The organism is Chelativorans composti, from assembly GCF_039541695.1.
Lineage (GTDB): Bacteria > Pseudomonadota > Alphaproteobacteria > Rhizobiales > Rhizobiaceae > Chelativorans > Chelativorans composti.
Genome location: NZ_BAABGS010000021.1, coordinates 206,214 through 228,495, shown reverse-complemented (window position 1 = coordinate 228,495; position 22,282 = coordinate 206,214). Strand labels below are relative to the sequence as shown.

Here is a 22,282-nt window from a genome sequence, read left to right as displayed (position 1 = left end):
CCTTCGATCAAAGCGATTTCAGTCTTCTAGCATGCAACCGTGGGCGGGTTGCAAGAGCGCCGAACGCGGTTCAGCCAAGCGTTCCAAGCACCGGGAAGGTCTCCAGAAGCCAGAAGGCCGCAGTCTGGATTCCGCCCGAGAGGAACAGCACGCCGGCCAGGACCAAAAGGCCGCCGATCACCTTCTCGACGCGGCCCATGTGAACGCGGAAACGTTGCATGAAACGCATGAAGGCGCCGGAGAACAGGGCGGCAACCAGGAACGGTATGCCGAGGCCCAGCGAATAGACCGCCAGCATCAACGCGCCCTCGCCGATGGTCTCGCGGGCACCCGCAAGCGTCAGAATCGGACCGAGCACCGGGCCGATGCAGGGCGTCCAGCCGAAGGCGAAGGCCAGGCCCATCAGGTAGGCGGAGCCGACGCCGGCCTGCCGGGACGCTCCCTGGAAGCGGAACTCTCGCGACAGGATCGGAATGCGCAGGATGCCGAGGAAGTTCAGGCCCATCACGATGATGACGATGCCGGCAATGACGGCCAGTTCCTGCTGCCAGGCACGCAGGACGGCGCCGATGGAGGAGGCGCCTGCCCCCAGCGCCACGAAGACGGTGGAGAAGCCAAGCACGAACGCAAACGCCGCAGACATCAGCGCGAATCGCGCGCGGGCGTCCCCGGGACGGCGGAAGTCATCCATGGACACGCCCGCCATGTAGCAGAGATAAGGAGGCACCAGCGGCAGGACACAGGGCGACAGGAAGGAAATCGCCCCTGCCACAAGCGCGCTGCCATATCCGATCTCGAGTGCCATGAATGCCCGTCTTCCCCTCGACTGGTTGATCGCACGGCCACCGCCGCGTTCCTCCGGCGCTCCGCCGGTCCGCCTCTGCGTTCCCGTGGGACACAGAAACGTACAAACCCCTGATTCCGCGCAAGTCCTGAGGGATACGGTTCCCGCCGCTCCCGGAATCGCGCCGGAGCAGTCCAGATCTTTCCGATGCCTGAACCTGCCCCGCTCCGTCCTGCGCAGCCCTCCCGGAAACGGCTGCTGCCTGTTCCGGGACTGCACCAGCACGGCCGAACCATCGGCCGTTCTCCAGCCTGCCTGATCCGGCTGGGCCGGGTTATAGCGTCCGCAGGCCAGAAACCCAATGGGGGAGACCGGGCAAAGCGCCGCATCGCGGAGGTCTTGCCGGCCAAACAGGCGAAATTCAGCGTTCACAAACTGGTGAGGCGACTTATTTACAGCTATGTTAAGCTTGCCCGGATTTGCAGTTGACCTGCGAAGCCCTGGCAACTATGTTCCGCCGCGTTTCCCTCCGCAGGGGCACGCGGGGAGAGCGCGTAGCTCAGCCGGTAGAGCAACTGACTTTTAATCAGTAGGTCCAGGGTTCGAATCCCTGCGCGCTCACCACAAATTGCCTTGCCTCCACTTCCCATCGTTATACTGATTGTTCGGTGCGGACGACGATCCCAGCTTTCCGAACTGCGGAGCGCGTGAGCGGCACACCACTGTTACCCCGGGGCCTGGAACGTCCCGCTGAACTCGATGTCCGTCGTTCATAGCCTTAGCGTCACCTGGCATACCTTCTTACAAGGCCCGCCCAGTCCTTCGCCTGACGTGGCACAAGAGCTCAGGCCATCGCCTTGAAACTCTAGCAATCTCACAACTTCAGGATCCGCCCATTCGAGCACTCCCGCACCAATGAATTAGCCCGATCACCAGATGGCCGGAGATCAGCCGATACTCGGATCTAGGCAGAACTACCCACACCATCCCGCTTCTGCCCCGTAACGCTCGCTCCCCCTACCCATTCGCCTTCCGACAGCCTGGAAGAGAACTCGAACACACTCACCGGGCAGGCGTCGATGCAGCCGCCGCAGTTCTGGCAGTCGCCGGAAAGGATGAGGCGCGTGCCGGTGCCCTTGAGGGCCGGGGTGATCACATGCGGCTCGGGGCAGATGTTGAAGCAGGCGCCGCAGTCGGTGCAGGCCTCGCGCCGCTTCGCGGACACGCGCACGACCGAACCGCGGCCGATGATGCTCCAGAAGGCGCCAACCGGGCACAGATGGCTGCACCAGGCACGGCGGGCGACGAACAGGTCCACCAAGAACACGGCCAGGATGATCACCCAGCCGAAGCCGATGCCGGAGATGAAGGCGCGCTGCAACAGGCTCACCGGATTCACGAATTCCCAGGCGACCGTTCCCGTGACCGCCGAGGCGACAAAGGTGGCCGCCAGGATCATGAGGCGCGCACGCCGGTCCAGCTTGCGATCGCGCGTCAGGCCGGTCTTCTCGCGCAGCCAGTAGGCCGTATCGGTAACGACGTTGACGGGACACACCCAGGCGCAATAGACGCGCCCGCCGAGCAGGAAATAGGCGGCCGCCACGATCAGCGCGCCAGTCAGCGCAGGCCAGGCAGGCCAGGCGCCGCCCGCGATTCCCTGCAGCACCACATAGGGATCGGCCAGATGCAGGCCGAAGATGTCGCTGGCGCCGAAATTGCCGCGCACGATCCAGATCCCGAACCAGGGTCCCAGCACGAAGAGGCCAAGCACCGAAACCTGGCTGATCCGCCGCAGCAGCCAGAACTTGTGGGAGCGCCAGAGTCCCCTCTCCGCCACGCTCAGGCGGCGGTTATCCGAAATCAGCCAGCCGATCATCCCTTGCGTCCCGCCGGATTACGCCCGGCTCCGCCCTTGCCGAGATCGCGCGGCAGGACGCGGATGGAAGCGTGACCGGTCACACAGTGTTTCTCGCAGGTGCCGCAGCCGGTACAGTATTCGGAATGAACGGTGGGGATCTTGATCTTGCGGCCCTTCCACTCGCCCGGCTCGAGCGTGATCGCCTTGCCGCGGATCGGGCAGACGCGCACGCAGATGCTGCAGTTCATGCCCTTGTAGTTGAGGCAGTCCTCATGCCCGACGAGCACGGCAAGCCCCATGCGGGCATCGGTAATCGAGGGAATGTCGCGGTCGAGCGCGCCGGTGGGACAGGCCCGCGCGCACGGCACGTCACGGCACATGTAGCAAGGGGTCTGGCGCGGCGTGTAATAGGGCGTGCCGACCGCCGCCTCCTGCCCCCATTCGGCCAGAGACAGCGTGCCATAGGGACAGGCCTGCACGCAGAGGCCGCAGCGCACACAGGTCGCCAGAAAATCATCTTCGGGCAACGCCCCCGGCGGTCGCAGGGCGCGGGCATCCGCGCGGGAGGCGCCCTTGACCAGCGCGGCAAGCGTGAAGCCGCCGAGAGCCACCGCTCCGACGCCGCGCGCCACTTCCTGAATGGCGGTACGGCGGTTCACTTTCCGCTTCTCGGATGCCATGGCGTTACTCCTTCCCACGGCCCATGCCGTCAGAGTGCCCTTGCTTTTCGCTCCCGCTTCTGCCGCTCGAGCAGCGGCTCGTAACGGCGGTCCGTCAGCGTCTCCATGAAGGCAACGAGCGCATCCACCCGTTCATCGTTAAGCATCAACCCCTGGCGGAGTTCCGCAAGCGAAAGGTTGACGGGCACTTCGGGATTGCCCCACTCCTCGCCGGTCTCAGGGTTGATCCTGGATTGGGGCAACCGGCTCGTATAGACATTATAGAAAAGTACGGCCGTGCGCAGGTCCTCAAAGATGCCATTGTGCATGTAGGGTCCCGTGACGGCTACATTGCGCAATGTCGGAACCCGGAACTTGCCCGCCTGCTTCGGATCGTTGACGCCCGGCCGCGCGGCCAGGCCAACGTCGACATAGCCCTCTCCCTTGCCGCTTGCCGCGCGCGCCGCCGGATTCAGGGGAATGCCAATGTTGTGGTACTCGTAGCTGGTGAAGGTCTCGCGCTCGGTGACGCCCTGCTTCTGCACCATGTGGCAGAGGTGGCAGTTCCAGGTGATGAAGACGACGTAGCCGAACTCCTCCTGCGGCGTGAGTTTCTCCTCGCCCCGCTTCCAGCGGTCGTACTTTGAATCGAAGGGCATAAATTCGGGCGTTTCGAGGTAGGCGGCCAGCGCGCGGGACATGTTGTGGAAGCCCCGGTCCACGTCGTCGAGAGCCCCCTCCCCGAACAGCTCCGTGAACTGCCGGACGTAGCCCGGATTGGAGCGAAGACGTTCGATGACCGTTTCGCGGTCGGGCATTGCCATTTCAGCCGGATTGAGGATCGGTTGCGCCATAAGATCAACGAGATCATTGGCGCGCCCATCCCAGAACTGCCCGCCCTTGTAGCGCCCCTTGCTGTCAACATGGAAGGCCGGTGTCAGCGCCGCGTAGGTAAGCGTGGGAGCATTACGGTCAGTGTAGGACTTGCCGTCGTCGCCCTGGGAAACGGCCCGGCCCGCCGCGCCCTCGCGCGGATCGGCAAAGGCATGGTCCGGATCGTGGCAGGTGGCGCAGGACTGGGTGCGATTGAACGACAGTTCAGTGTCAAAGAACAGCTGTTTGCCGAGACCGGCAAGATCTGAGGCATCGCTCTCCCGTGCCGGGGCATGGTTGCCGAGGCCGGCGAAAAGCGCGAGCGCCGCCAGCGCGCCGACTGGAAGAAGTGTCACAAACCGCGCCGCGAACAGCGCGGGATTGGCTTGAAGCATTTCCTAAACCTCGACAGGCTGTCTCATCGTTTCATTCATCCGCGCCCGGATTTCCGCATGCAGCAGCCGATGCGCAGCGAGATCGGCGAGATTTGCCAGCCGCAAAAGCTGCTGCTGCTCGGAAAGCCGGTCCGGGACCGCGGCCAGGGCGCCATCCTCCAGCAGGCGGTCATGATGGGGCCGCAGCGCCTCCAGGAGTTGCCGCAGATCGGAACCGGCAAGGTTGCCGCACGCGTCGAGCGCTCCCGCGTGCACCAGCATTTCCTGCGAGACGCGAAACTCATCCGCCCCGCAGCGACGCAGGGCCGGATTGCCGCGCAAAGCCGCGCGCAACAGCGCATAGGCCGCCATCAAGCGGGTTTCGGGATCCGGCGCGTTGCGCGCGCGCTGCATGAGCCGCGCGAAGGGCGCAAGGTCATCGTCGACCGGCGGCAGCGTATGGTCGATCCTGAGCGCGCTCGGCCGGAACGGCGTGCAGCGCCAGCGTGCGTTGTGAACCATGTCGGCCACGCGCCAGCCGGCGATCGCCATGCCCCGGCCCGTCTCGGCAATGTAGCGCAGCAGCAGACGGCTCACGGCATCATAGGCCAGGTCCACCGCTTCCTCGGCCGAGCAGGCGTCCAGGCGGCACAGGATTTCCGACACCTTGCCGGCGTCATTGGCGTGCAGGGAAATCTCGATGTCCTGCAATCCCCGCCGGGTCACGGGCTGATCCGGCGGAAGCAGGTCCAGCTCCCATTGCTGAGTCACGGGATTGCGGACGTAGAAGCCCACGAGAAACGGCCGTTTCGAGCGGTCGGCACGCGACAGGCCAACAATCTCACGGTCGCTTTCCGCCTTGAGCGAGGCCCGTACATCATAGGGGATCCACATCTGCTCGCCTCCCTCTCCCTCAGCCTGAGCTGACGATGCGCATCGCATCCGGCGCGTGCCGCTGCCTGCCCGCGGGACGGCAGCGTATCCATGGAAACTCCGGCAGGCTGCGTCCGGATCCCTGCCGGAACCGGCGTAACGGGCTGACACGCGGTCGGCCTGACCTGTCCACCGGAGGCCGGCTCTTCCCAATGTGGGAAATGCCGGACAGCGAATGCGGCCGGCCGCGAACGCAGCCGGCCGCCCTCCTCCTCACTCAGCTTGCCTTGCCGATGATCGGCGAGATCGTGCAGTGATAGGTCATGGCATCATCCTCGGCGCCGAAGCACCAGATGATGTCGTTCGCGAACTCTGGGCGGTAGACCGGCAGCTCGCCTTCCGTGTTCAAGCACGGGCAGCGGCCCGAGACGTTGGCGCCGCAGCAGTCGCGGTAGGCGATCAGGTAGCTCTGGCCGTCCGTTGGATTGTAGCAGCTCGCCACCCAGGAAGTGGTCGCCAGCTTCGTTCCGGGCGGACAGGTCGTCAGCGTACCGCCGGAGCAGTCGCAGATGTTGCCGTCGATCGAGCAGTGACGCCAGTAGTCGCAGGACTGAACGTCATGGTCCTGCGGCACCCACTTGGCGCGCGGGTCACCGCCCGACGACTCCGCGGCGTTCGCGCGGCTCACGCGGCCACGCCGGTCGACGGGCAGAAGCGGTGTGATGGCCACGCCCGCCAGCACCGCGCCGATCCTGCCGATGGCGCCGCGGCGGCTCGTGCGGCTCGCAACGCGCCGCGACAGTTTCTCGAACATGTCATCAAACTTGGAATTTCCGAGCATTGGTAATCCTCCTCCTCACTTGCGGAGTCGCATGCCAGGTGGCCGCTCAGGCCGCGTTCTTCTTCCGGTTGGAGATGTACTCCTGCAGCGAAGCGTAGCCGGACCTCTCCGCCTCCATCAGGCTCTCCAAATGTTCACGCGTGTTGGTCAGGCCCTTCGACTTGATGACGCCGTTGGCATCAAGCAGCACGCCATAGGGGATCTTGCCGACCTGGTAGGCCATGCCCACCTCCGCGGAGACGACATAGCGGATCTCGTCCAGCAGGTGCGTCTTCAGGAACTGTGCATGTTCCTCCGGCGCGCCGTCGCTGATCATGACCACGTCGATATGCTCCGCCCGGGCGATCGACTTGATGATCGGGAAGAGCTTGTCGCAGACCGGACAGGTCGGCGCCGTGAACATCAGAAGGGTCCGGCGGCCCGCCTTCGATGCGCCACCGATATGGATGGGCTTGCCGAAGTAATCGGTCAGGGCGAACTCCGGAGCCTTGTCGCCAATGTCCGGCCCATGATCCAGGATCATGGCCCCCATCGGAGACGAGCGCTCATGCAGAAGGCCGATCTGGCGCGCCAGTCCGAGGACGACCATCGTCATCCCCAGAAAGGCGATCCAGAGCACGATGTTGGATGCAATCAGAAAAGTCATATCAACGGCCTTTCACCATGTGGGTTGAATGCTGCCGGCTGAACAGGCCGTCGATGATGGAGGCGCTGAAGTAGAGCAGCATGAGGACCGCAGCAGCCAGAAGACCGGTCCCGATATGAAGGACGCCAGCCTCGGGTGCCTGAGGGATCATGACTGCCGTACCAAGGGCCAGCAGCGTGAGCACGAGATTGCGTAGAACCATGAGCCAGCTGATCCGCTGCTTCATTCCGTTGCGGAAGCAGCCGCAATCAATCCAGGTCCGTCCGCGGATCACATTGATTGCAATGGCCACCCCGAATACGGCCAGCAGGGCCGCAGCGGCGAGCGCGGCCGCCTGCGCCACCGGATCGACCAGCAGCGCCACGGCAACCAGAAGCTCCACGACCGGCAGGACCGCCGCCACCAGACGGGACAACCCGTCCGGCAGCAGGCGAAAGTTCCTCACCACGCCGTAGAACTCCTCACGCGCCGTCAGCTTGCCCACTGCCGCGACCGCGAACAGCAGGGCCAGAAAGGCGCGCGCCGTCCAGACGATCATCGGGTCGTGGAGGAAGGCTGGCATATCAGCCCTCCATGTCATGCGTGAGGATGATCTGCGGACCGCGACCAAGCTGGTCCACACTGCGCAGTTCCTCGCCCGTCGACGCGTTGTAGATGTGCAGCGTCGAGGTGCCGGTCGACAGCGCATAAAGCAGCGGGTCATCGTCCTGGCTCACGTTGATGCTGTCGATCTCGTGACCCAGCTCGAACTTTGCGACGCGCTCACCCGTCGCCGCGTTGATCACCAGCATGTAGCGGTTCGGCGTCTTGTGCTTCCACTGGTCACGCTGATCGACCAGGAGGAAGATGCGGTCCGACTTGCGGTGATAGGCCACCTGCTGCCAGCCGCCCGGGCGCCATCCGTCGGCCTTCTCCTGATCCGTCAGGGCCTCGATCGGCTCGCGGAACTTGGCCTCGGCTTCCGTCAGATCCGCCTGGTAGATCTTGCCGGTGTAGGTGGGCCATACCAGCCGGCCCGTCTTCATCGAATACGCCGGATGGTTGATCACGAACTCTTCCTCGGTGTGGAAGACTTCCGAGTTCGTGATCTGGGGCTGCTCGCCGGAAATGTCGACACGGGCAAGGCTGCCATCGCGGCAATGCTGGTAGAAGACGTCGCGCGAAACCGGGAAGATGTGGTAGCAGTCATGCACTTCCGCCCAGCGGTCGAACTTGCCCTGCTCCAGATCGACGATGCCCACGCTCGGCGAAGGCGAGAACTGGTAGAACAAAAGCCGCGAGTTGTCCGGCGTGAGCGCGTTCATCCACTGGTACGTACCGATCAGGAAACGCGCATCCTGGGGCAGCTCGATGTCCTTGACCGGCTGGAAGGTTTCCGGATCGAACACCTCGACGTAATCGGTGCGCTTGCCGCGCGCAACGCGGGAATAAACGGTGCTCACGTGCGCGAAGAATGAACCGTCATCGGCCACGAGCGGATGGGTCAGGAAGCCGCCATCCGTCATACCAAGCACTTCGCCCGTGTCACCGTTGAGGACAAACTGCTGCGTGACGACCGCGAAGTGCGCGGGATCCAGAACGTAAACGCGCCGATTGTCCGGTTTCGGAGCGGTCTCAATGATGGGCTCATCCTCGGTTCCCGCGGCCAGCCGCGCCGCTGCCTCGGCAGCCTCACGCTGGCCCTCGGTCTGCTGCGCGCTGGCAGGCTGTAGCGCAAGCAAGGCAGCCATGGCGCAGAAGCCCAGGATAGGAAGTCCCTTCCGGTGAAAAGATGGAAATACCATTATCTCCTCCTAGGGTGACAAGTCCCGTCCTTCCGGGCCTCCTCTTCCCGGAAGGTGACACTGTAGAATGTCTGGTGAACGGTGTTAGACGGCGAGTAACGTCGCCAGCGCCGCACCCGTGGCCACCAGGATCACGCCGTCGGCCATCGCCGCGCGCTCCTGATTGCGTCCCAGCCAGGCCTGAACCTCGTAATCCTTCACGGGGAACAGGTTAACGATCATGGGGAGGAAACGACCCAGGTTGAACACCGCAATGATCGCGATCGCCTCCGGAATATTCCCGGTGAGGATCGCCGCCGCTGTCATCAGGTAGAGCAGCGGGGTCTGCACGTAGGTGAGGTAGTCGAGCCCAAGGGCGAAGCCGTATAACCAGCCAACGAACCACACGGGGAAGCGCTGGCGCGCATCGTGCGGCACCTGGGCCTTGCGCTGCGGATAAGGAACTTTCAGGAAATCAAGCTGGTGCAGGCCATAAACGAGGCCGATGACAGCCAGAATGCCCAGCCCTGCGGTGGTGGTGAAACCGGAGAAGCCAAGCAGCATGCCAATGCCGCCGAGCAGACTGCCGAGGATCACTGCACCCATGGCATAACCAATGCCGTGCATCGCGAAGGTCGGCAGATACTCGATCCACCCGCGCGCGCCCCGGCCAGTCTGACGCAGCAGCGACACGCACGAATAGCCGCACGGCGACCAGGTGGACAGCAAACCGCCTGCGAATGCGACAAACGCTCCCGCTATCCAGAGCGCGTCCGTCCCGGACCGCGCTAGCGCAAGTCCACCGGCAATGCCGGCCACTGCGCCCAACGCGAGCATTCCCAAACGGGCACTAAGAGAAAACTTATCGGGAAATACAAGACAATCGGGAACCCCGACTGTTTCCGTATGCGAAGACATCGAGCCCTCCTCTCGCTCACGTCCCCATCGTGTCGAGCGGATACAAACGTAACCGTCTCAACCTGAAAGTTCGCCTGTTAATTTCCTAGGTGCCCATAAACTAATCATTAGCGCTAATTTGTCGCACGTCAATATGCCATTCACAAAGGATTACTGCACATTGCCTGCGCACAGGTGCTCAAAATTTTGGCAGAGAAATTTATTGCAGACGTGCGCGGGATATTTTCCCCGTTTACCGGGAAACATGTGAAGTGCCGGCGGGAGAAAAATCTAACCACGCAACGGATACGCGCTCGCGCGCCGGACCAGGACGCCACCGCGCGCGCCAACCTCAACATCCACACCCACGTCCACATCGAGTTCAAGGGGAAAGCCCGATTCGGTGGATGCGAGAACGCGGCGGCCGCTGGCGCGGTCGATCACCCGGGTGACGGTGACCGGCAGTCCCTGCCCTTCCGCCGACCAGACAAGATCGCCCGGCCGCACGTAGATCTCGACGGGACCGTCCGCAACTGCTGTGCGGATAACCTCGGTATTGCCTATACGGATTGCGCCGCGAGCGGCCACGCCCTCCAGGCGGTTGGCGTCGCCAAGGAAACGGGTGACGAAGGCGGAGTTCGGATTGCGGCAGACCTCGCGCGGGGTGCCCATCTGGGCGATCCGGCCCTGGTCGAGGATGACGACGCGGTCGGCGAGATCGAGGGCCTCCTCCTGGTCGTGGGTCACGAAGATGGTGGTAATGCCGAGCTCCTGATGGATCTCGCGCAGCCAGCGGCGCAGGTCGCGGCGCACGTTGGCGTCGAGCGCCCCGAAGGGCTCGTCCAGGAGCAGCACCTTGGGGTCCACGGCGAGCGCCCGGGCGAGCGCCACGCGCTGGCGCTGGCCGCCGGAGATCTGCGAGGGATAACGGTTTCCCAGACCGGGAAGCTTCACGAGGGTGAGAAGCTCCTGCACGCGGGCGGCGATCTCCTCGCGACTGCGGCGCTGCCTGGAGACCTTCATGCCGAAGGCGATGTTCTCGGCCACGGTCATGTGGGGAAAAAGCGCGTAGTGCTGGAAGACGAAACCCACGCCGCGGTCGCGCACTGGAATGTGAGTCGCGTCCACGTCGCCGAACAGGATGCGGCCGCTGTCGGCAAATTCGAGACCGGCCACCATGCGGAGAATCGTGGTCTTGCCGGAACCGGAGGGGCCGAGCAGCGCCAACAGCTCGCCGCTCTCGATTTCGAGCGAGACACCATGGACGGCGCGGAAGGTGTCGAACGTCTTCACGACCTTGTCGAGGGTGATCTTCATTGGCTTGCTTCCCGGGAAAAGACGGCCGGTCCGGCGAGGGCCGAGCCATGGCGGCGGCCGGCGCCGCGGCGTTCAAGCAGGACCTTGGCGACGATGGTCACCAGCGCCAGAAACGTGAGGATGGAGGCGGCGGCAAAGGCGCCGACCGTCTGGTAGTCATGGTAAAGGAGTTCGATGTGGAGCGGCAGCGTGTTGGTCTGGCCGCGGATGTTGCCGGAGACCACCGAGACCGCGCCGAATTCGCCCATCACGCGGGCGTTGCAGAGCACCACGCCGTAGAGCATCGCCCAGCGGATGTTGGGGAGCGTCACGGAGAAGAACGTGTGCCAGCCGGAGGCGCCGAGCGAGGTAGCCGCTTCCTCGAGATCCCTGCCCTGCGCCTGCATGAGAGGGATCAGCTCGCGGGCGACGAAGGGTGCCGTCACGAACAGCGAGGCGAGCACGATGCCCGGCAAGGCGAACAGCACCTTGATTCCCGCTTCTTGCAGCACCGGACCGAAAAGACCCTGCAGGCCGTAGACAAAGAGGAGCGAGACGCCCGCCACGATGGGCGAGATGGAAAACGGCAGCTCGATGATGACGATGAGCAGCCGCTTGCCACGGAAGTCGAACTTGGTGATGGCCCAGGCGGCCGCGATGCCGAACAACGTGTTCACCGGCACGGCGATGAGCGAGGTGACGACCGTCAGGAAGATGGCGTGGCGCGTGTCCGGATGGCCCAAGGTCGCGGCGTAGGTGTTCCAGCCCTGCGAGAAGGCCTGGATAAAGATAACAAGCAGCGGCGCTCCGATGATGAGCGCACCGACGAGGAGAACGAAAGCAATCAGACTGCGGCGGACGACGGGGCTGTCGCCGACCCGCGGCGGCTTGTGGCGCTTCGTCATCACGACCTCGCCGTGTAACGCAGGGCGCGGGCCTGCAGGTAATTGGTGATGGCCAGCATGACGAACGCAGCGAGGAGCATGACGGAGGCGATCGCCGCGGCGGCCGCGTAGTCGTATTCCTCGAGCCGGATAAAGGCGAGCAGGGCCGTGATCTCCGTCTCGAAGGGCTGGTTGCCGGCGATGAAGATCACCGCACCAAACTCACCCAGGCTGCGGGCGAAGGCGAGCGAAGTGCCAGCGAGCAGCGCGGGGGTGAGCAGCGGGAGGATCACACTGCGGAAGATGCGCAAATCCGACGATCCCAGGGATTGCGCCGCCTCTTCAAGCGAGGGATCCAGGTCCTCCAGCACCGGCTGCACGGTGCGGACGATGAAGGGAAGGCTCGTGAAGGCCATCGCCACCATGATGCCGATGGGCGTGTAGACGACCTTGATGCCGAACTCCGCCAGCAGCCTGCCGAACCAGCCGTTGGTGGCGAAGACGGCCGTGAGCGCAATGCCGGCCACCGCCGTCGGCAGCGCGAACGGCAGGTCCACCATTGCATCGACGAGACGGCGGCCGGGAAAGTCGTAGCGGACGAGCACCCAAGCGAGCGCCAAGCCGAAGACAAGGTTGAAGGCGGTCGCAGCAGCGGCCGCAAGCACGGTCACCCGGTAGCTCGCCACCGCGCGCGGGGAACTCACGATGCTCCAGTAGTCGGCAAGTCCAAGGCTCGCCGCCTTGACGACAAGCGCAGCAATGGGAAGCGCCACGACGACCGCGACGTAGCAGAGCGTGATTCCCATCGAGAGGCCGAAGCCCGGCAGAATGCGGCGGTGGCGCACGTTCCTCCCTCTCTTTCCTGTCAAACGCACAAAGACGGCCGGTGACAGGTCACCAGCCGCCAGGGTCATTTCGGCAAGCGCTAACGGTTGCCGTAGAGCTGATCGAGCAGCGCACCGGAGGCGAAGTGCTCCTCCTGGATCTTCTCCCAGCCGCCGAAAACGTCCTCGACCGTCACCAGACGCACCTCGGGGAACTGGTCCTTGAACTCGGCCTTGACGGTCTCGTCATGGACACGGTTGCCGTGCTCGGCAAGGATGCGCTGGCCTTCGGGCGAATACAGGAATTCGAGATAGCTCTTTGCAAACTCGCGCGAGCCGCGGGCGTCCACCACCTTGTCGACGATGGCGACCGGGAACTCGGCAAGGACGCTCACTTGCGGAACGACGATGTCGAACTTGTCCTCACCAAACTCCTTCGCGATACCGCGGGTCTCCGCCTCGAAGGTCACCAGCACGTCGCCGATCTCGCGCTCCACAAAGGTGGTGGTAGCGGCGCGACCGCCGGTGTCGAACACCGGCACGTTGTCGAAGAGCTTGGTCACGAAGGCTGCCACCTTCTCCTGGTCGCCACCGAAGGCTTCCTTCGCGAAAGCCGTGGCGGCCAGATAGGTGTAGCGGGCGTTGCCGGAAGTCTTCGGGTTCGGGAAGATCACCTTCACATCGTCGCGGACGAGGTCATCCCAGTTGCTGATGCCCTTCGGATTGCCTTCGCGGACGAGGAAGGCCGGGAAGGAGTAGTAGGGAGACGCCCTGTTGGGGAACTGTTCCTGCCAGTCGGCGGAGACAAAGCCGCCCTTCACCAGTGCATCAATATCCGTCACCTGGTTGAAGGTGACCACATCGGCCTCAAGGCCCTCGAGAATAGCGCGAGCCTGGCGCGAGGAGCCGCCGTGCGACTGGTCAATGGACTTGCCGGGGTGCAGGGCCGTGTAGGCCTCGTTGATCTTCGCGAAGAGCTCGCGGGAAATATCGTAGGACGCATTGAGAATCTTGTCCGGCTCCTGAGCGTGGAGCGGCGTCACCAGCGTCGCACCCAGAATGGCGGTGGCGAACAGCAAGGCCTTCATCGGTATCCCCTTCCCTTCAAGAGTTTGTGGAGGGAATGTAGCGGCCAAGCAGGTCGCAGCCGAGGGACCGCCCACTCGCCCGACAGGCCCATTGCGGAATGAAATTCCGAAATTTCCTCTTTTTCAGGAAAGCATTCCTTCCCTGCAACGCACTAATCCTAATCAAGTGGAAAAAGATCCCTCCTGCCCGTCGGGGTGCGGCAGACGGGCAACAGAAGCGCGGCTTCCAGCCGCAAGCTCTTAAAAATCTTTGGGTAATGTGCATTATGGAGCCTGCATCCGCTATAGAGGATGCTCTATGAAGAGTTCTGTTCGCTCTTCGACCCCGCTTTGAACAAAGAGGCTGATGATGAATCCGAACTACGACACTTATGCGGTAGCCATCATTATCGCATTTGGCTCACTCATCATCGGGGGCTTGATGGCGGCGGCCATAGGGTTCGGCGAACGCGATGCCTTCTTCTTCGCACTCGGCTCGGCCACCGCGGCGTGGCTTGCCGGTTATGCCGTGTTCCTCGACCGTCCGCGAACCTTCATGGGCCTGGTCGGCGTTGCCATCGTCATGTCCGCGGCCTCGGCCATCGTGCTCGGTTTCTAGAGCGGTTCCAGGAACCGGCGAACCCGTTCGGCCGGAACCGCCGCAAGCAAGTCACATCTCAGTTCTTTCCGCCAACATAGCGGGCCAGAACAGCGGGCAGCCGCGAGGGAAGGTCCTCCGCGATCAGGCCAGGCCCGAATGAAGCTCCCGCTTCGGCGTGCATGTGGACGCCAGCGCAGCCCGCAGCGAAGGGTTCCATGCCCTGCGCCATCAGCCCGGCGATGATGCCGGCCAGCACATCGCCCGAACCGGCGGTGGCCAGATAGGGCGTGGCATTGCTGTTGATGACGGTCGCACCGCCCATGTCCGCCACGACCGTATCCGCCCCCTTCAGCACCACCACTGCATTGCCGCGGGCGGCCGCGAGTCGGGCTCGCTCCACCTTCGACAGGCTTCCGTCCCGGGCGAGATCCGGAAAGAGACGGGCAAACTCTCCCTCATGCGGCGTCAGTACGGCCTGACCCGGACTGCGGGCGGTTGCGGCGAACAGCCGGTCGGGCTCGGCGGCAAAGGCCGTGATCGCGTCGGCGTCGAGCACCACCTTCGGCCGATGGCCGGAGCCGTCCTCGTATTGCAGAAGGGTCTCGGCAACCTCCTTCACGCGTCGGCCGACACCGAAACCGGGTCCGAGAACGAAGGCATTGGCTCCGCGCTGTTCAAGGAAAGCCATCAGATCGCCGCGGGTCTCGACGCGGCGGACCATGATGGACGTGAGATGCGCCGCGTTGACCGGCAGGGCGTCGGCCGGGGAAAGGACCGTGACCGCCCCTGCCCCGATGCGCGCGGCAGCCATGGCCGACAGGCGGGCCGCGCCAGTAGAGGACATGCCTCCCGAGAGGACACCAACATGACCGCGCCGGTACTTGTGACTGTCAAAGGACGGGCGAGGCAGGAGATGCGACCACTGGGCCGGATGGTTCTCGCGGCAGCGGACCCCAATCGAGCCCAGCACCTCGTCGCGGATGCCGATGTCGGTGACAACCACCTCGCCACAGTAGTGGCGACCGGGAAACAGGAGATGTCCGGGCTTCTTGCGAAAGAAGGTGACGGTCAGCTCGGCCGGCGCGGCAATGCCGCCGAGCACCTCGCCTGTACGCCCGGAAACGCCCGAGGGCAGATCGACCGCCACCACACGGGCCTTCGCCAGCGCGCACCTGCGGACGGCCTCCGCGTAGGCGCCCTCCAGGGCCCGCCCCAATCCAGCGCCGAACAGCGCATCGACGACAATGAAACCGGGCGCCGGCTCGAAGGCGGCGAGATCGTGCTTTTCCACCGGGCACTCCGCGGCGGCGCGCACAGCGTCAGTGCCCGGCGCGGGACGCACCTGCCGCCAGACCCTGACCCGACAGCCATGCTCATGCAGCAGGCTCGCCAGAACATAACCATCGCCGCCGTTGTTGCCCGGGCCGCAAAGAATGTCGAACCCGGCAGCGTCCGCGTAGCGAGACAAAATGTGATGAGCCAGCGTCTGGCCCGCGTTCAGCATCAGCCTATAACTTTCTCCCAGCGAGAGCGCGGCAAGGCGGTCGGCTTCTGCCATTTCTTCGGGAGTAAGGAGTTCATTCATGGCACTGACCTCTTCCGGCTGATCATGCGGCAATCTCAGCAGTGCGTAAATCGGCCAGATTTGCCCAGTTCTTTACCAGTTTGCACAATTATTGAGCAGTGCCTTTCAAGCATGGGGCGGATTTGCGGCAGAGACCTTGATCCGGAGCGGAAAACTTCCGCGTTTCCGGGTGAATTGGGCGGAGATTGGGGCCGGGCAGCCTGATCGCCGTCACAATTTCGAGTTGGCACGCTTCATGCTTCTTAGGAGACACGAGTGGGAGATACCCGCTTTCTGCATCAATCGGAGTCCGCCGAACCATGAAAAAGATCGAGGCAATCATCAAGCCTTTCAAGCTCGACGAAGTGAAGGAAGCTCTGCAGGAAATCGGCCTTCAGGGCATCACCGTAACGGAAGCCAAGGGGTTTGGCCGCCAGAAGGGCCACACCGAGCTGTATCGCGGCGCGGAATATGTCGTCGATTTTCTCCCCAAGGTGAAAATCGAAGTTGTTCTGGTCGACGAAATGGTTGATGCAGCAATCGAGGCTATCCGCAAGGCAGCTCAAACCGGCCGGATTGGTGACGGCAAGATTTTCGTCACCAATGTCGAGGAAGTCGTCCGCATCCGTACCGGCGAGACCGGCGCAGACGCAGTCTGACACCAAGAACAAAAAGATTTAGTACCAAGGGGTGAAACCTAAAATGACGACAGCACAGGATATTCTGAAGCGCATCAAGGACGAGGACATCAAGTTCGTTGACCTGCGTTTCACCGATTTCAGGGGCAAGCTCCAGCACGTCACCATGGATGTCGGACTGGTCGATGAGGATATGTTCGCCGACGGCGTGATGTTCGACGGGTCCTCCATCGCCGGCTGGAAGGCCATCAACGAGTCCGACATGTGCCTGATGCCCGACCCGGAGTCGGCCCACATCGATCCGTTCTTCGCGCAGTCGACGCTGGTTCTGTTCTGTGACGTCCTCGACCCGGTCTCCGGCGAAGGCTACAACCGCGACCCGCGCGGCATTGCCAAGCGCGCCGAGGCCTACCTGCGCGCCGAGGGTATCGGTGACGTCGCCTACTTCGGTCCGGAAGCCGAGTTCTTCGTCTTCGACGACGTGAAGTACAAGGCCGATCCGTACAACACCGGCTTCAAGCTCGACTCGAGCGAGCTGCCGTCGAACGACGACCGCGACTACGAGACGGGCAACCTGGGTCACCGTCCGCGCGTCAAGGGCGGCTACTTCCCGGTTCCGCCGATCGACTCGCAGCAGGACATGCGTTCCGAGATGCTTACCGTGCTGAAGGAGATGGGCGTCGCCGTCGAGAAGCATCACCACGAGGTGGCTTCCGCCCAGCACGAGCTTGGCATCAAGTTCGCCCCGCTGCTGTCGTCGGCAGACCAGATGCAGATCTATAAGTACGTCGTGCATCAGGTCGCCAACGCCTACGGCAAGACGGCCACCTTCATGCCGAAGCCGATCTATGGCGACAACGGTTCGGGCATGCACGTCCATCAGTCGATCTGGAAGGACGGCAAGCCGCTGTTCGCCGGCAACGAGTACGCTGGCCTCTCCGAGACCTGCCTGTACTACATCGGCGGCATCATCAAGCACGCCAAGGCCCTGAACGCCTTCACCAACCCGATCACCAACTCCTACAAGCGTCTGGTGCCGGGCTTCGAGGCTCCGGTCCTGCTGGCCTACTCCGCGCGTAACCGTTCGGCCTCCTGCCGCATCCCGTTCGGCTCGTCGCCCAAGTCCAAGCGCGTGGAAGTCCGTTTCCCGGATCCGTCCGCCAACCCGTACCTGGCCTACGCCGCCATGCTGATGGCCGGCCTCGACGGCATCAAGAACAAGATCCATCCCGGCCAGGCCATGGACAAGGACCTCTATGACCTCCCGGCGAAGGAGCTCAAGGAGATCCCGACGGTGTGCGGCAGCCTGCGCGAAGCGCTCCAGAGCCTCGACCAGGACCGCGCGTTCCTGAAGGCCGGCGGCGTGTTCGACGACGACATGATCGACGCATTCATCGAGCTGAAGATGGCCGAAGTGCTGCGCTTTGAGATGACGCCGCATCCGGTCGAGTTCGACATGTACTACTCGGTCTGATCCTCAAGGATTGGGATTGCAGAAACCCCGGCTTCGGCCGGGGTTTTTGTTTTGGGGCATGCGGATGCGCCGCAAGGACGACCTCAGGTTCCGTCAATCGCAATCCCGCGACGCTCAACAGCTGAAGCACCCGCGACGCTAACGGAAAAGCAAGAGAGTGTTTGCACAGGGCGGGCGGACCGGAGCGAAGTCGCCGGGAAGATTTGTCTACCTGCTATCGGGGACGCTTCTTCATTTGGAGCCCATGAAACCCATGACGCCGGAGTGGGCACGGCGCCACACGAGCGCCCTTCCCGCTCCGTCACGCGGAGGGAATGCTCATCAGATCGAGGAGGTTGTCCAGGTGACAATCTCGGCGGCGGTCTGTTGGAAGGCGCGGTTAAGGGCCTCGACCAGCCCGGCGGAGCCCTCGCCACCGACCGGCGCGACGGCGCGGAAGTCGCGAGAGGCGCGAACGACGCCGTTGCGGTCGTTCAGGATGCGGACGAAAAGGTCGACGCGCGCAACCTGCCTGCCCCCTTCCACGGAGATCTCGAACGAGCGGATGTCGATGCTCACCTGATAGTCAATTGCCAGCCCCTCGCCCGGACGGCCGACGCCGCCGAAGGAGCCGGAACGCTGGAATGCCTCGATCACACGCGACTGAACGAGAACCGGAAGCCTGTCGGCCCAGCGCGCGCCCTTCAGCAGCTGAAGCGAGCTGCCGACGCGGACCGCAATGTCCTGGCCATCAAGGATCTGGATGGCGGTTGGCTGCGGCACCAGGATCTGCGTGCGGGGATACCGCCGGACCGCGGTGACCTCGCGCGGAGCGGTGATGTCGAAGGCATCGACTGGAGCCGGTCCGAGGCCAATGACGGCGCAGCCCTGAAGAAGGGATGCAGCAAGTGTCCCCGGCACTAGAAGCTTCGTCAGACGCAAAGGCTGGCTCCAGACTGATTCCCATCTTCCAATCGAAGAGGACAGTTTTTCTTGCTGGCCTCACCGATGATTGTCAATGCCGCGCCCGCCCGTCGTAGCGGCGGATGGTGCCGTCTCCACCGGTAATGATGCGCTGCGGGTTCTGCTCGAGCGCCGTCACCGCCTGCTCGATACGGTTGATCGAGCGGCGGGCGTCGGAGACCAGCGCCTCCACGTCGCGCAGGCCAGGGCCCGAGAAGCGGGCCAGGTTGTCCATGATGGAGCCCAGACGCGCGTTCAGCGTGTTGGCGACCTCGCGGAACGAGTTCAGCGTCTCGCGGGCATCGGCCATCAGGCCGTTGGCATCGTCGGAACCCAGAAGACTGTCGACCTTCGCCAAAATACCGTCGACGCGCGTCGAGGCCTGGTTGAGGCGCTCCGCGATGGCCTTGGCATCAGTGATGAACTGGTCGATGTCCTCCTGACGGTTGCCGACGGTCTCGCTGATGCGGGCGATCTGCTCCGAGGCCTGGTCAATCTTGGTGCTCGCCTCGGAGAAGTTGCCGACGATCTCGCCCACCTTGTCCGGGTCAATGGCGCCGACGATCTTGTCGATCTTGCCGAGGGTTTCGTTGGCTCCGGCAGAAAACTCGCCGATGGAGGCGACCGCGCTGTCAACGCCCTGGGCAATGCCATCCAGCCGGTCGCCCACGGACGACAGCTGCCTGGTGAATTCGGACACATCGTTGACAATGGCCGACACCTTGTCGCGGTCGACCGCATTGAAGAGGCTTTCCGCGGCCTCAAGGGTGGCGTCCAGGCGCTCCGACACGTTCGAGACGGTTTGCGAAAGCTCACCCATGCTGTTGAGGAAATTGTCGATGTTGTCCGCGTTGTCGCCAAGGGTCTTCGTGAACTTGCGCACGTTCTCCAACGTCTCGGCCAGCGGGCCGCGGGCATCCGACACCAGGCCCTCCAGCTGCTGGACCGCGGCATCCGCACGGGACATCAGGTTCTGGGTGGCCTGCAAAAGGTTGGCAAGCGCCGACGGCGTGGCTTCCATGACGGCGATCTCGCCCTTCTCCTCCGCAATGTCGAGAAGGTTCGGCTCATTCGGATCGCCGCCGGTCATCTCGATGCTGGCCTGGCCGGTCAGGCCAGCGAGACCGACGTCCGCCTTGGTGGACTCGGTAACCGGAGTCCAACGAACCACAATGGTGTCGGCGATCGCCACACGCGGATTCTGGGGATCGAGGTAGACCCGCTGGACGTCGCCCACCTTCACGCCGTTGAAGAGCACGGCGCTGCCGCGGCCCAGGCCGGTGGCCGATCCGGGAATGCGGAAGCGCAAGGGGGCGGTCTCGCCACGGTCACCATAACCGGCCGTCCAGTAGACAAAGCCGAAAGCAGCCAGGATCGACAGAACCGTGAATATCCCGACCACGATGTAATTGGCTCTGGTTTCCATCTAGCTCGTCCGTTCGGGAACGCGCCGCACGACAGCCCTCGCGCGCTTGCCCCGGAAGTAGGCCTTCACCCAGGGCTCCTCGCTCGCCATCATGTCGTCGACGGTTCCTTCCACCAAAATCTTCTTGTTGCCCAGAACTGCAATCCGGTCACAGACACTCAACAAACTATCAAGGTCATGGGTCACCATATACACGGTCAGGCCCATCGTGTCGCGCATTTGCGCTACCAGTTCGTCAAACTCGGCCGCGCCGATCGGATCGAGACCGGAGGTCGGCTCGTCCAGAAACACGATGTCCGGGTCGAGCGACAGGGCGCGGGCAAGCGCCGCGCGCTTGATCATGCCCCCCGACAGTTCCGAAGGGTACTTGTGGGCCGCGTTGCGCGGGAGACCAACCAGTTCGAGCTTCAAGAGCGCCAGCTCGTCCATCAGGCGCTTCGGCAGGCGCACATATTCGCGCATGGGTACCTGAATGTTCTCGAGAACCGTCAGGCCGGAGAAAAGCGCGCCATGCTGGAAGAGAACGCCCTGACGCATGTCGATCTTCACCCGCTCGGCGTCGCTCACCCTGTCGATATCCTTGCCGAACATGATGATGGTGCCGCTCACCCGCGGAACCAGTCCCAGGATGGCGCGCAGCAGCACGGACTTGCCCGAGCCCGAGGCCCCGACGAAACCCAGGATCTCGCCACGGTGCACGGAGAGGTTCAATCCGTCGAGCACCGTCGTCGTGCCGAAGCGGACGGTGATGTCCCTCACCTCCAGGATGGTCTCGTGCGTGTCGGCCACCGCCTGCTCCTGCGCCATGTGCCCGCACGCCTCCATCAGAAATCGATCGCCGCGTAAAACATGGCGAAGAAACCGTCCATGACGATGACGACGAAGATCGCCTTGACCACCGAAGAGGTCACCCGCTGGCCGAGGGACTCCGCGCTGCCCCCCACCTTCATGCCCTCCACGGAGGCGATGATGCCGATGACCATGGCCATGAACGGTGCCTTGATAAGGCCCGCGAAGATGCTCGACAGGTCGATCGCCGTGCGCATGCGGTCGATGAAGGCCGGCGGCGTGATGTCGGAATAGACCCATGCCGTGAGAATGGCACCGCCCAACGCCGCGAAATTGGCGATGATGGTAAGGCATGGCAACGCGATGACGAGCGCCACCAATCGCGGAAAGACCAGGACACCCAGCGGATTGAGTCCGATCACCGTGAGGGCGTCCACCTCCTCGCGCATCTTCATGGTGCCGATCTCGGCGGTGATGGCGCTGCCCGAACGGCCCGCGATCATGATGGCGGTCAGCAGCACACCCAGCTCACGCAGGACGAGGATGCCGACCATGTCGACGACGAAGATTTCGGCGCCGAAGTACCGCAGTTGGAAAGCGCCCTGCTGGGCAATGATCGCGCCGACGATGGCCGACATCAGCACGACGATCGGGATAGCCTGCACGCCCATTCGGTCGATCTGGGCGACGATAGCGTTGGGGTTGATCGACTGCCGGCCGCCGATCTTCATCTGGGCTCCACCGACCGTGGCGCCGAGGATGTGCATGCTGTAGAGAACATCCTTGCCCAAGAGGAAGGCGCCGCGCCCGATGCGCTCGAAGACTGCGAGCGGATCGAAGCGCCTCTTGCCGTCCGATGGAACCTCGGGGTGATCCGCCGTCTCGGCAACGGCGTCGAGCAGCGTCTGCGCGGCCGCCGACGGGCCCGTCACTTCGACCGCGGCGCCGCGCTTCTCCTGCCGGTGGATGAGCCGGGCGATCAGCCAGGCGCCGGCGGTGTCAATGAAACGGATGCCGGACAGATCGAGGCGCAGGGAGGCAATATCGCGCTCCTCCAGCGCCCGCAACGCAGCATCAACGGCACCGACGGTGTGCGTGGTCCAGTCTCCCGACAGGCGGCATACGGTTGCACCAGCCTCTTCCGACAGCTGGAACCCGGCCGTGCCGGCATTGCCGTTCTTGCCCTTGTCGACGTCCCTAAGCATCAGA

22 protein-coding genes and 1 tRNA gene are annotated in these 22,282 nt (G+C 63.7%); 4 read left to right on the top strand and 19 right to left on the bottom strand.

The features are described 5' to 3' along the window. Nucleotides 1-70: 70 nt before the first annotated feature. Nucleotides 71-805, bottom strand: coding sequence for a cytochrome c biogenesis protein CcdA (locus tag ABD906_RS09525; protein ID WP_165278509.1), 735 nt, complete (start codon nt 803-805; stop codon nt 71-73). Nucleotides 806-1,332: 527 nt separating this feature from the next. On the opposite strand from ABD906_RS09525, the gene ABD906_RS09520 reads away from it, so the two are divergent. Next, a tRNA-Lys gene (locus tag ABD906_RS09520) sits at nt 1,333-1,408 on the top strand. Between the two features lie 340 nt (nt 1,409-1,748). Here ABD906_RS09520 and napH read toward each other — a convergent pair. The 13 genes from napH to cysP form a co-directional block, all read right to left on the bottom strand. Next, nucleotides 1,749-2,660: a quinol dehydrogenase ferredoxin subunit NapH gene (gene napH, locus ABD906_RS09515; protein WP_165278510.1), complete on the bottom strand. Its 912-nt coding sequence runs from the start codon at nt 2,658-2,660 to the stop codon at nt 1,749-1,751. Continuing rightward, complete coding sequence (gene napG, locus ABD906_RS09510) at nt 2,657-3,322, bottom strand: ferredoxin-type protein NapG (protein ID WP_345099208.1); 666 nt, start codon at nt 3,320-3,322, stop codon at nt 2,657-2,659. Before napG ends, napH begins: the two co-directional genes overlap by 4 nt. Before the next feature lie 29 nt (nt 3,323-3,351). Then, entirely contained in the window at nt 3,352-4,569 is a 1,218-nt protein-coding gene (locus tag ABD906_RS09505) for a cytochrome c peroxidase (RefSeq protein WP_165278512.1), read from the bottom strand. Nucleotides 4,570-4,572: 3 nt separating this feature from the next. Continuing rightward, nucleotides 4,573-5,442 carry a methylamine utilization protein MauJ gene (gene mauJ, locus ABD906_RS09500; protein WP_165278513.1) on the bottom strand — a complete coding sequence of 290 codons (870 nt, stop codon included), beginning with the start codon at nt 5,440-5,442 and terminating at the stop codon, nt 4,573-4,575. 256 nt (nt 5,443-5,698) lie between these two features. After that, nucleotides 5,699-6,262 carry a methylamine dehydrogenase (amicyanin) small subunit gene (mauA, locus tag ABD906_RS09495; RefSeq protein ID WP_165278514.1) on the bottom strand — a complete coding sequence of 188 codons (564 nt, stop codon included), beginning with the start codon at nt 6,260-6,262 and terminating at the stop codon, nt 5,699-5,701. A gap of 46 nt (nt 6,263-6,308) precedes the next feature. Further along, nucleotides 6,309-6,908, bottom strand: a complete 600-nt coding sequence (mauD, locus tag ABD906_RS09490) for a methylamine dehydrogenase accessory protein MauD (protein ID WP_165278515.1) — start codon at nt 6,906-6,908, stop codon at nt 6,309-6,311. Between the two features lies 1 nt (nt 6,909). Further along, nucleotides 6,910-7,470, bottom strand: a complete 561-nt coding sequence (locus ABD906_RS09485) for a MauE/DoxX family redox-associated membrane protein (RefSeq protein ID WP_165278516.1) — start codon at nt 7,468-7,470, stop codon at nt 6,910-6,912. Nucleotide 7,471: 1 nt separating this feature from the next. Continuing rightward, the gene (mauB, locus tag ABD906_RS09480; protein ID WP_345099207.1) at nt 7,472-8,692 is read right to left on the bottom strand and encodes a methylamine dehydrogenase (amicyanin) large subunit; all 1,221 of its coding nucleotides are present in this window, start codon (nt 8,690-8,692) and stop codon (nt 7,472-7,474) included. Between the two features lie 84 nt (nt 8,693-8,776). Then, nucleotides 8,777-9,589, bottom strand: coding sequence for a methylamine utilization protein MauF (locus ABD906_RS09475; protein WP_345099206.1), 813 nt, complete (start codon nt 9,587-9,589; stop codon nt 8,777-8,779). Between the two features lie 270 nt (nt 9,590-9,859). Continuing rightward, a complete protein-coding gene (locus ABD906_RS09470) occupies nt 9,860-10,885 on the bottom strand; it encodes a sulfate/molybdate ABC transporter ATP-binding protein (RefSeq protein WP_345099205.1) in 1,026 nt (341 codons plus the stop codon). After that, nucleotides 10,882-11,769 carry a sulfate ABC transporter permease subunit CysW gene (gene cysW / locus ABD906_RS09465; RefSeq protein ID WP_345099204.1) on the bottom strand — a complete coding sequence of 296 codons (888 nt, stop codon included), beginning with the start codon at nt 11,767-11,769 and terminating at the stop codon, nt 10,882-10,884. Before cysW ends, ABD906_RS09470 begins: the two co-directional genes overlap by 4 nt. Then, on the bottom strand, nt 11,769-12,554 hold the full coding sequence (cysT, locus tag ABD906_RS09460) for a sulfate ABC transporter permease subunit CysT (protein ID WP_378188595.1): 786 nt from the start codon (nt 12,552-12,554) through the stop codon (nt 11,769-11,771). Before cysT ends, cysW begins: the two co-directional genes overlap by 1 nt. Nucleotides 12,555-12,673: 119 nt before the next feature. After that, on the bottom strand, nt 12,674-13,660 hold the full coding sequence (gene cysP, locus ABD906_RS09455; protein WP_165278522.1) for a thiosulfate ABC transporter substrate-binding protein CysP: 987 nt from the start codon (nt 13,658-13,660) through the stop codon (nt 12,674-12,676). A 346-nt stretch (nt 13,661-14,006) separates the two neighbouring features. Between cysP and ABD906_RS09450 the strand changes: the two genes are divergently transcribed. Then, entirely contained in the window at nt 14,007-14,258 is a 252-nt protein-coding gene (locus ABD906_RS09450; RefSeq protein WP_345099203.1) for a hypothetical protein, read from the top strand. 58 nt (nt 14,259-14,316) lie between these two features. Here the strand turns inward: ABD906_RS09450 and ABD906_RS09445 are convergent, their stop codons facing one another. Next, nucleotides 14,317-15,825, bottom strand: a complete 1,509-nt coding sequence (locus tag ABD906_RS09445; protein WP_165278523.1) for an NAD(P)H-hydrate dehydratase — start codon at nt 15,823-15,825, stop codon at nt 14,317-14,319. A gap of 299 nt (nt 15,826-16,124) precedes the next feature. Here ABD906_RS09445 and ABD906_RS09440 point away from each other — a divergent pair, with 299 nt between their 5' ends. Both ABD906_RS09440 and glnA read left to right on the top strand, forming a co-directional pair. After that, nucleotides 16,125-16,463 carry a P-II family nitrogen regulator gene (locus tag ABD906_RS09440; protein ID WP_345099202.1) on the top strand — a complete coding sequence of 113 codons (339 nt, stop codon included), beginning with the start codon at nt 16,125-16,127 and terminating at the stop codon, nt 16,461-16,463. A gap of 43 nt (nt 16,464-16,506) precedes the next feature. Then, nucleotides 16,507-17,916: a type I glutamate--ammonia ligase gene (glnA, locus tag ABD906_RS09435; RefSeq protein WP_165278525.1), complete on the top strand. Its 1,410-nt coding sequence runs from the start codon at nt 16,507-16,509 to the stop codon at nt 17,914-17,916. A gap of 321 nt (nt 17,917-18,237) precedes the next feature. Here the strand turns inward: glnA and ABD906_RS09430 are convergent, their stop codons facing one another. The 4 genes from ABD906_RS09430 to ABD906_RS09415 form a co-directional block, all read right to left on the bottom strand. Beyond that, nucleotides 18,238-18,837, bottom strand: a complete 600-nt coding sequence (locus ABD906_RS09430) for an ABC-type transport auxiliary lipoprotein family protein (protein WP_165278526.1) — start codon at nt 18,835-18,837, stop codon at nt 18,238-18,240. A gap of 73 nt (nt 18,838-18,910) precedes the next feature. Continuing rightward, nucleotides 18,911-20,284: an MlaD family protein gene (locus ABD906_RS09425; RefSeq protein ID WP_345099201.1), complete on the bottom strand. Its 1,374-nt coding sequence runs from the start codon at nt 20,282-20,284 to the stop codon at nt 18,911-18,913. Continuing rightward, complete coding sequence (locus ABD906_RS09420) at nt 20,285-21,091, bottom strand: ATP-binding cassette domain-containing protein (RefSeq protein ID WP_165278528.1); 807 nt, start codon at nt 21,089-21,091, stop codon at nt 20,285-20,287. Nucleotides 21,092-21,108: 17 nt separating this feature from the next. Next, nucleotides 21,109-22,278, bottom strand: a complete 1,170-nt coding sequence (locus ABD906_RS09415; protein WP_345099200.1) for an MlaE family lipid ABC transporter permease subunit — start codon at nt 22,276-22,278, stop codon at nt 21,109-21,111. Nucleotides 22,279-22,282 lie beyond the last annotated feature (4 nt).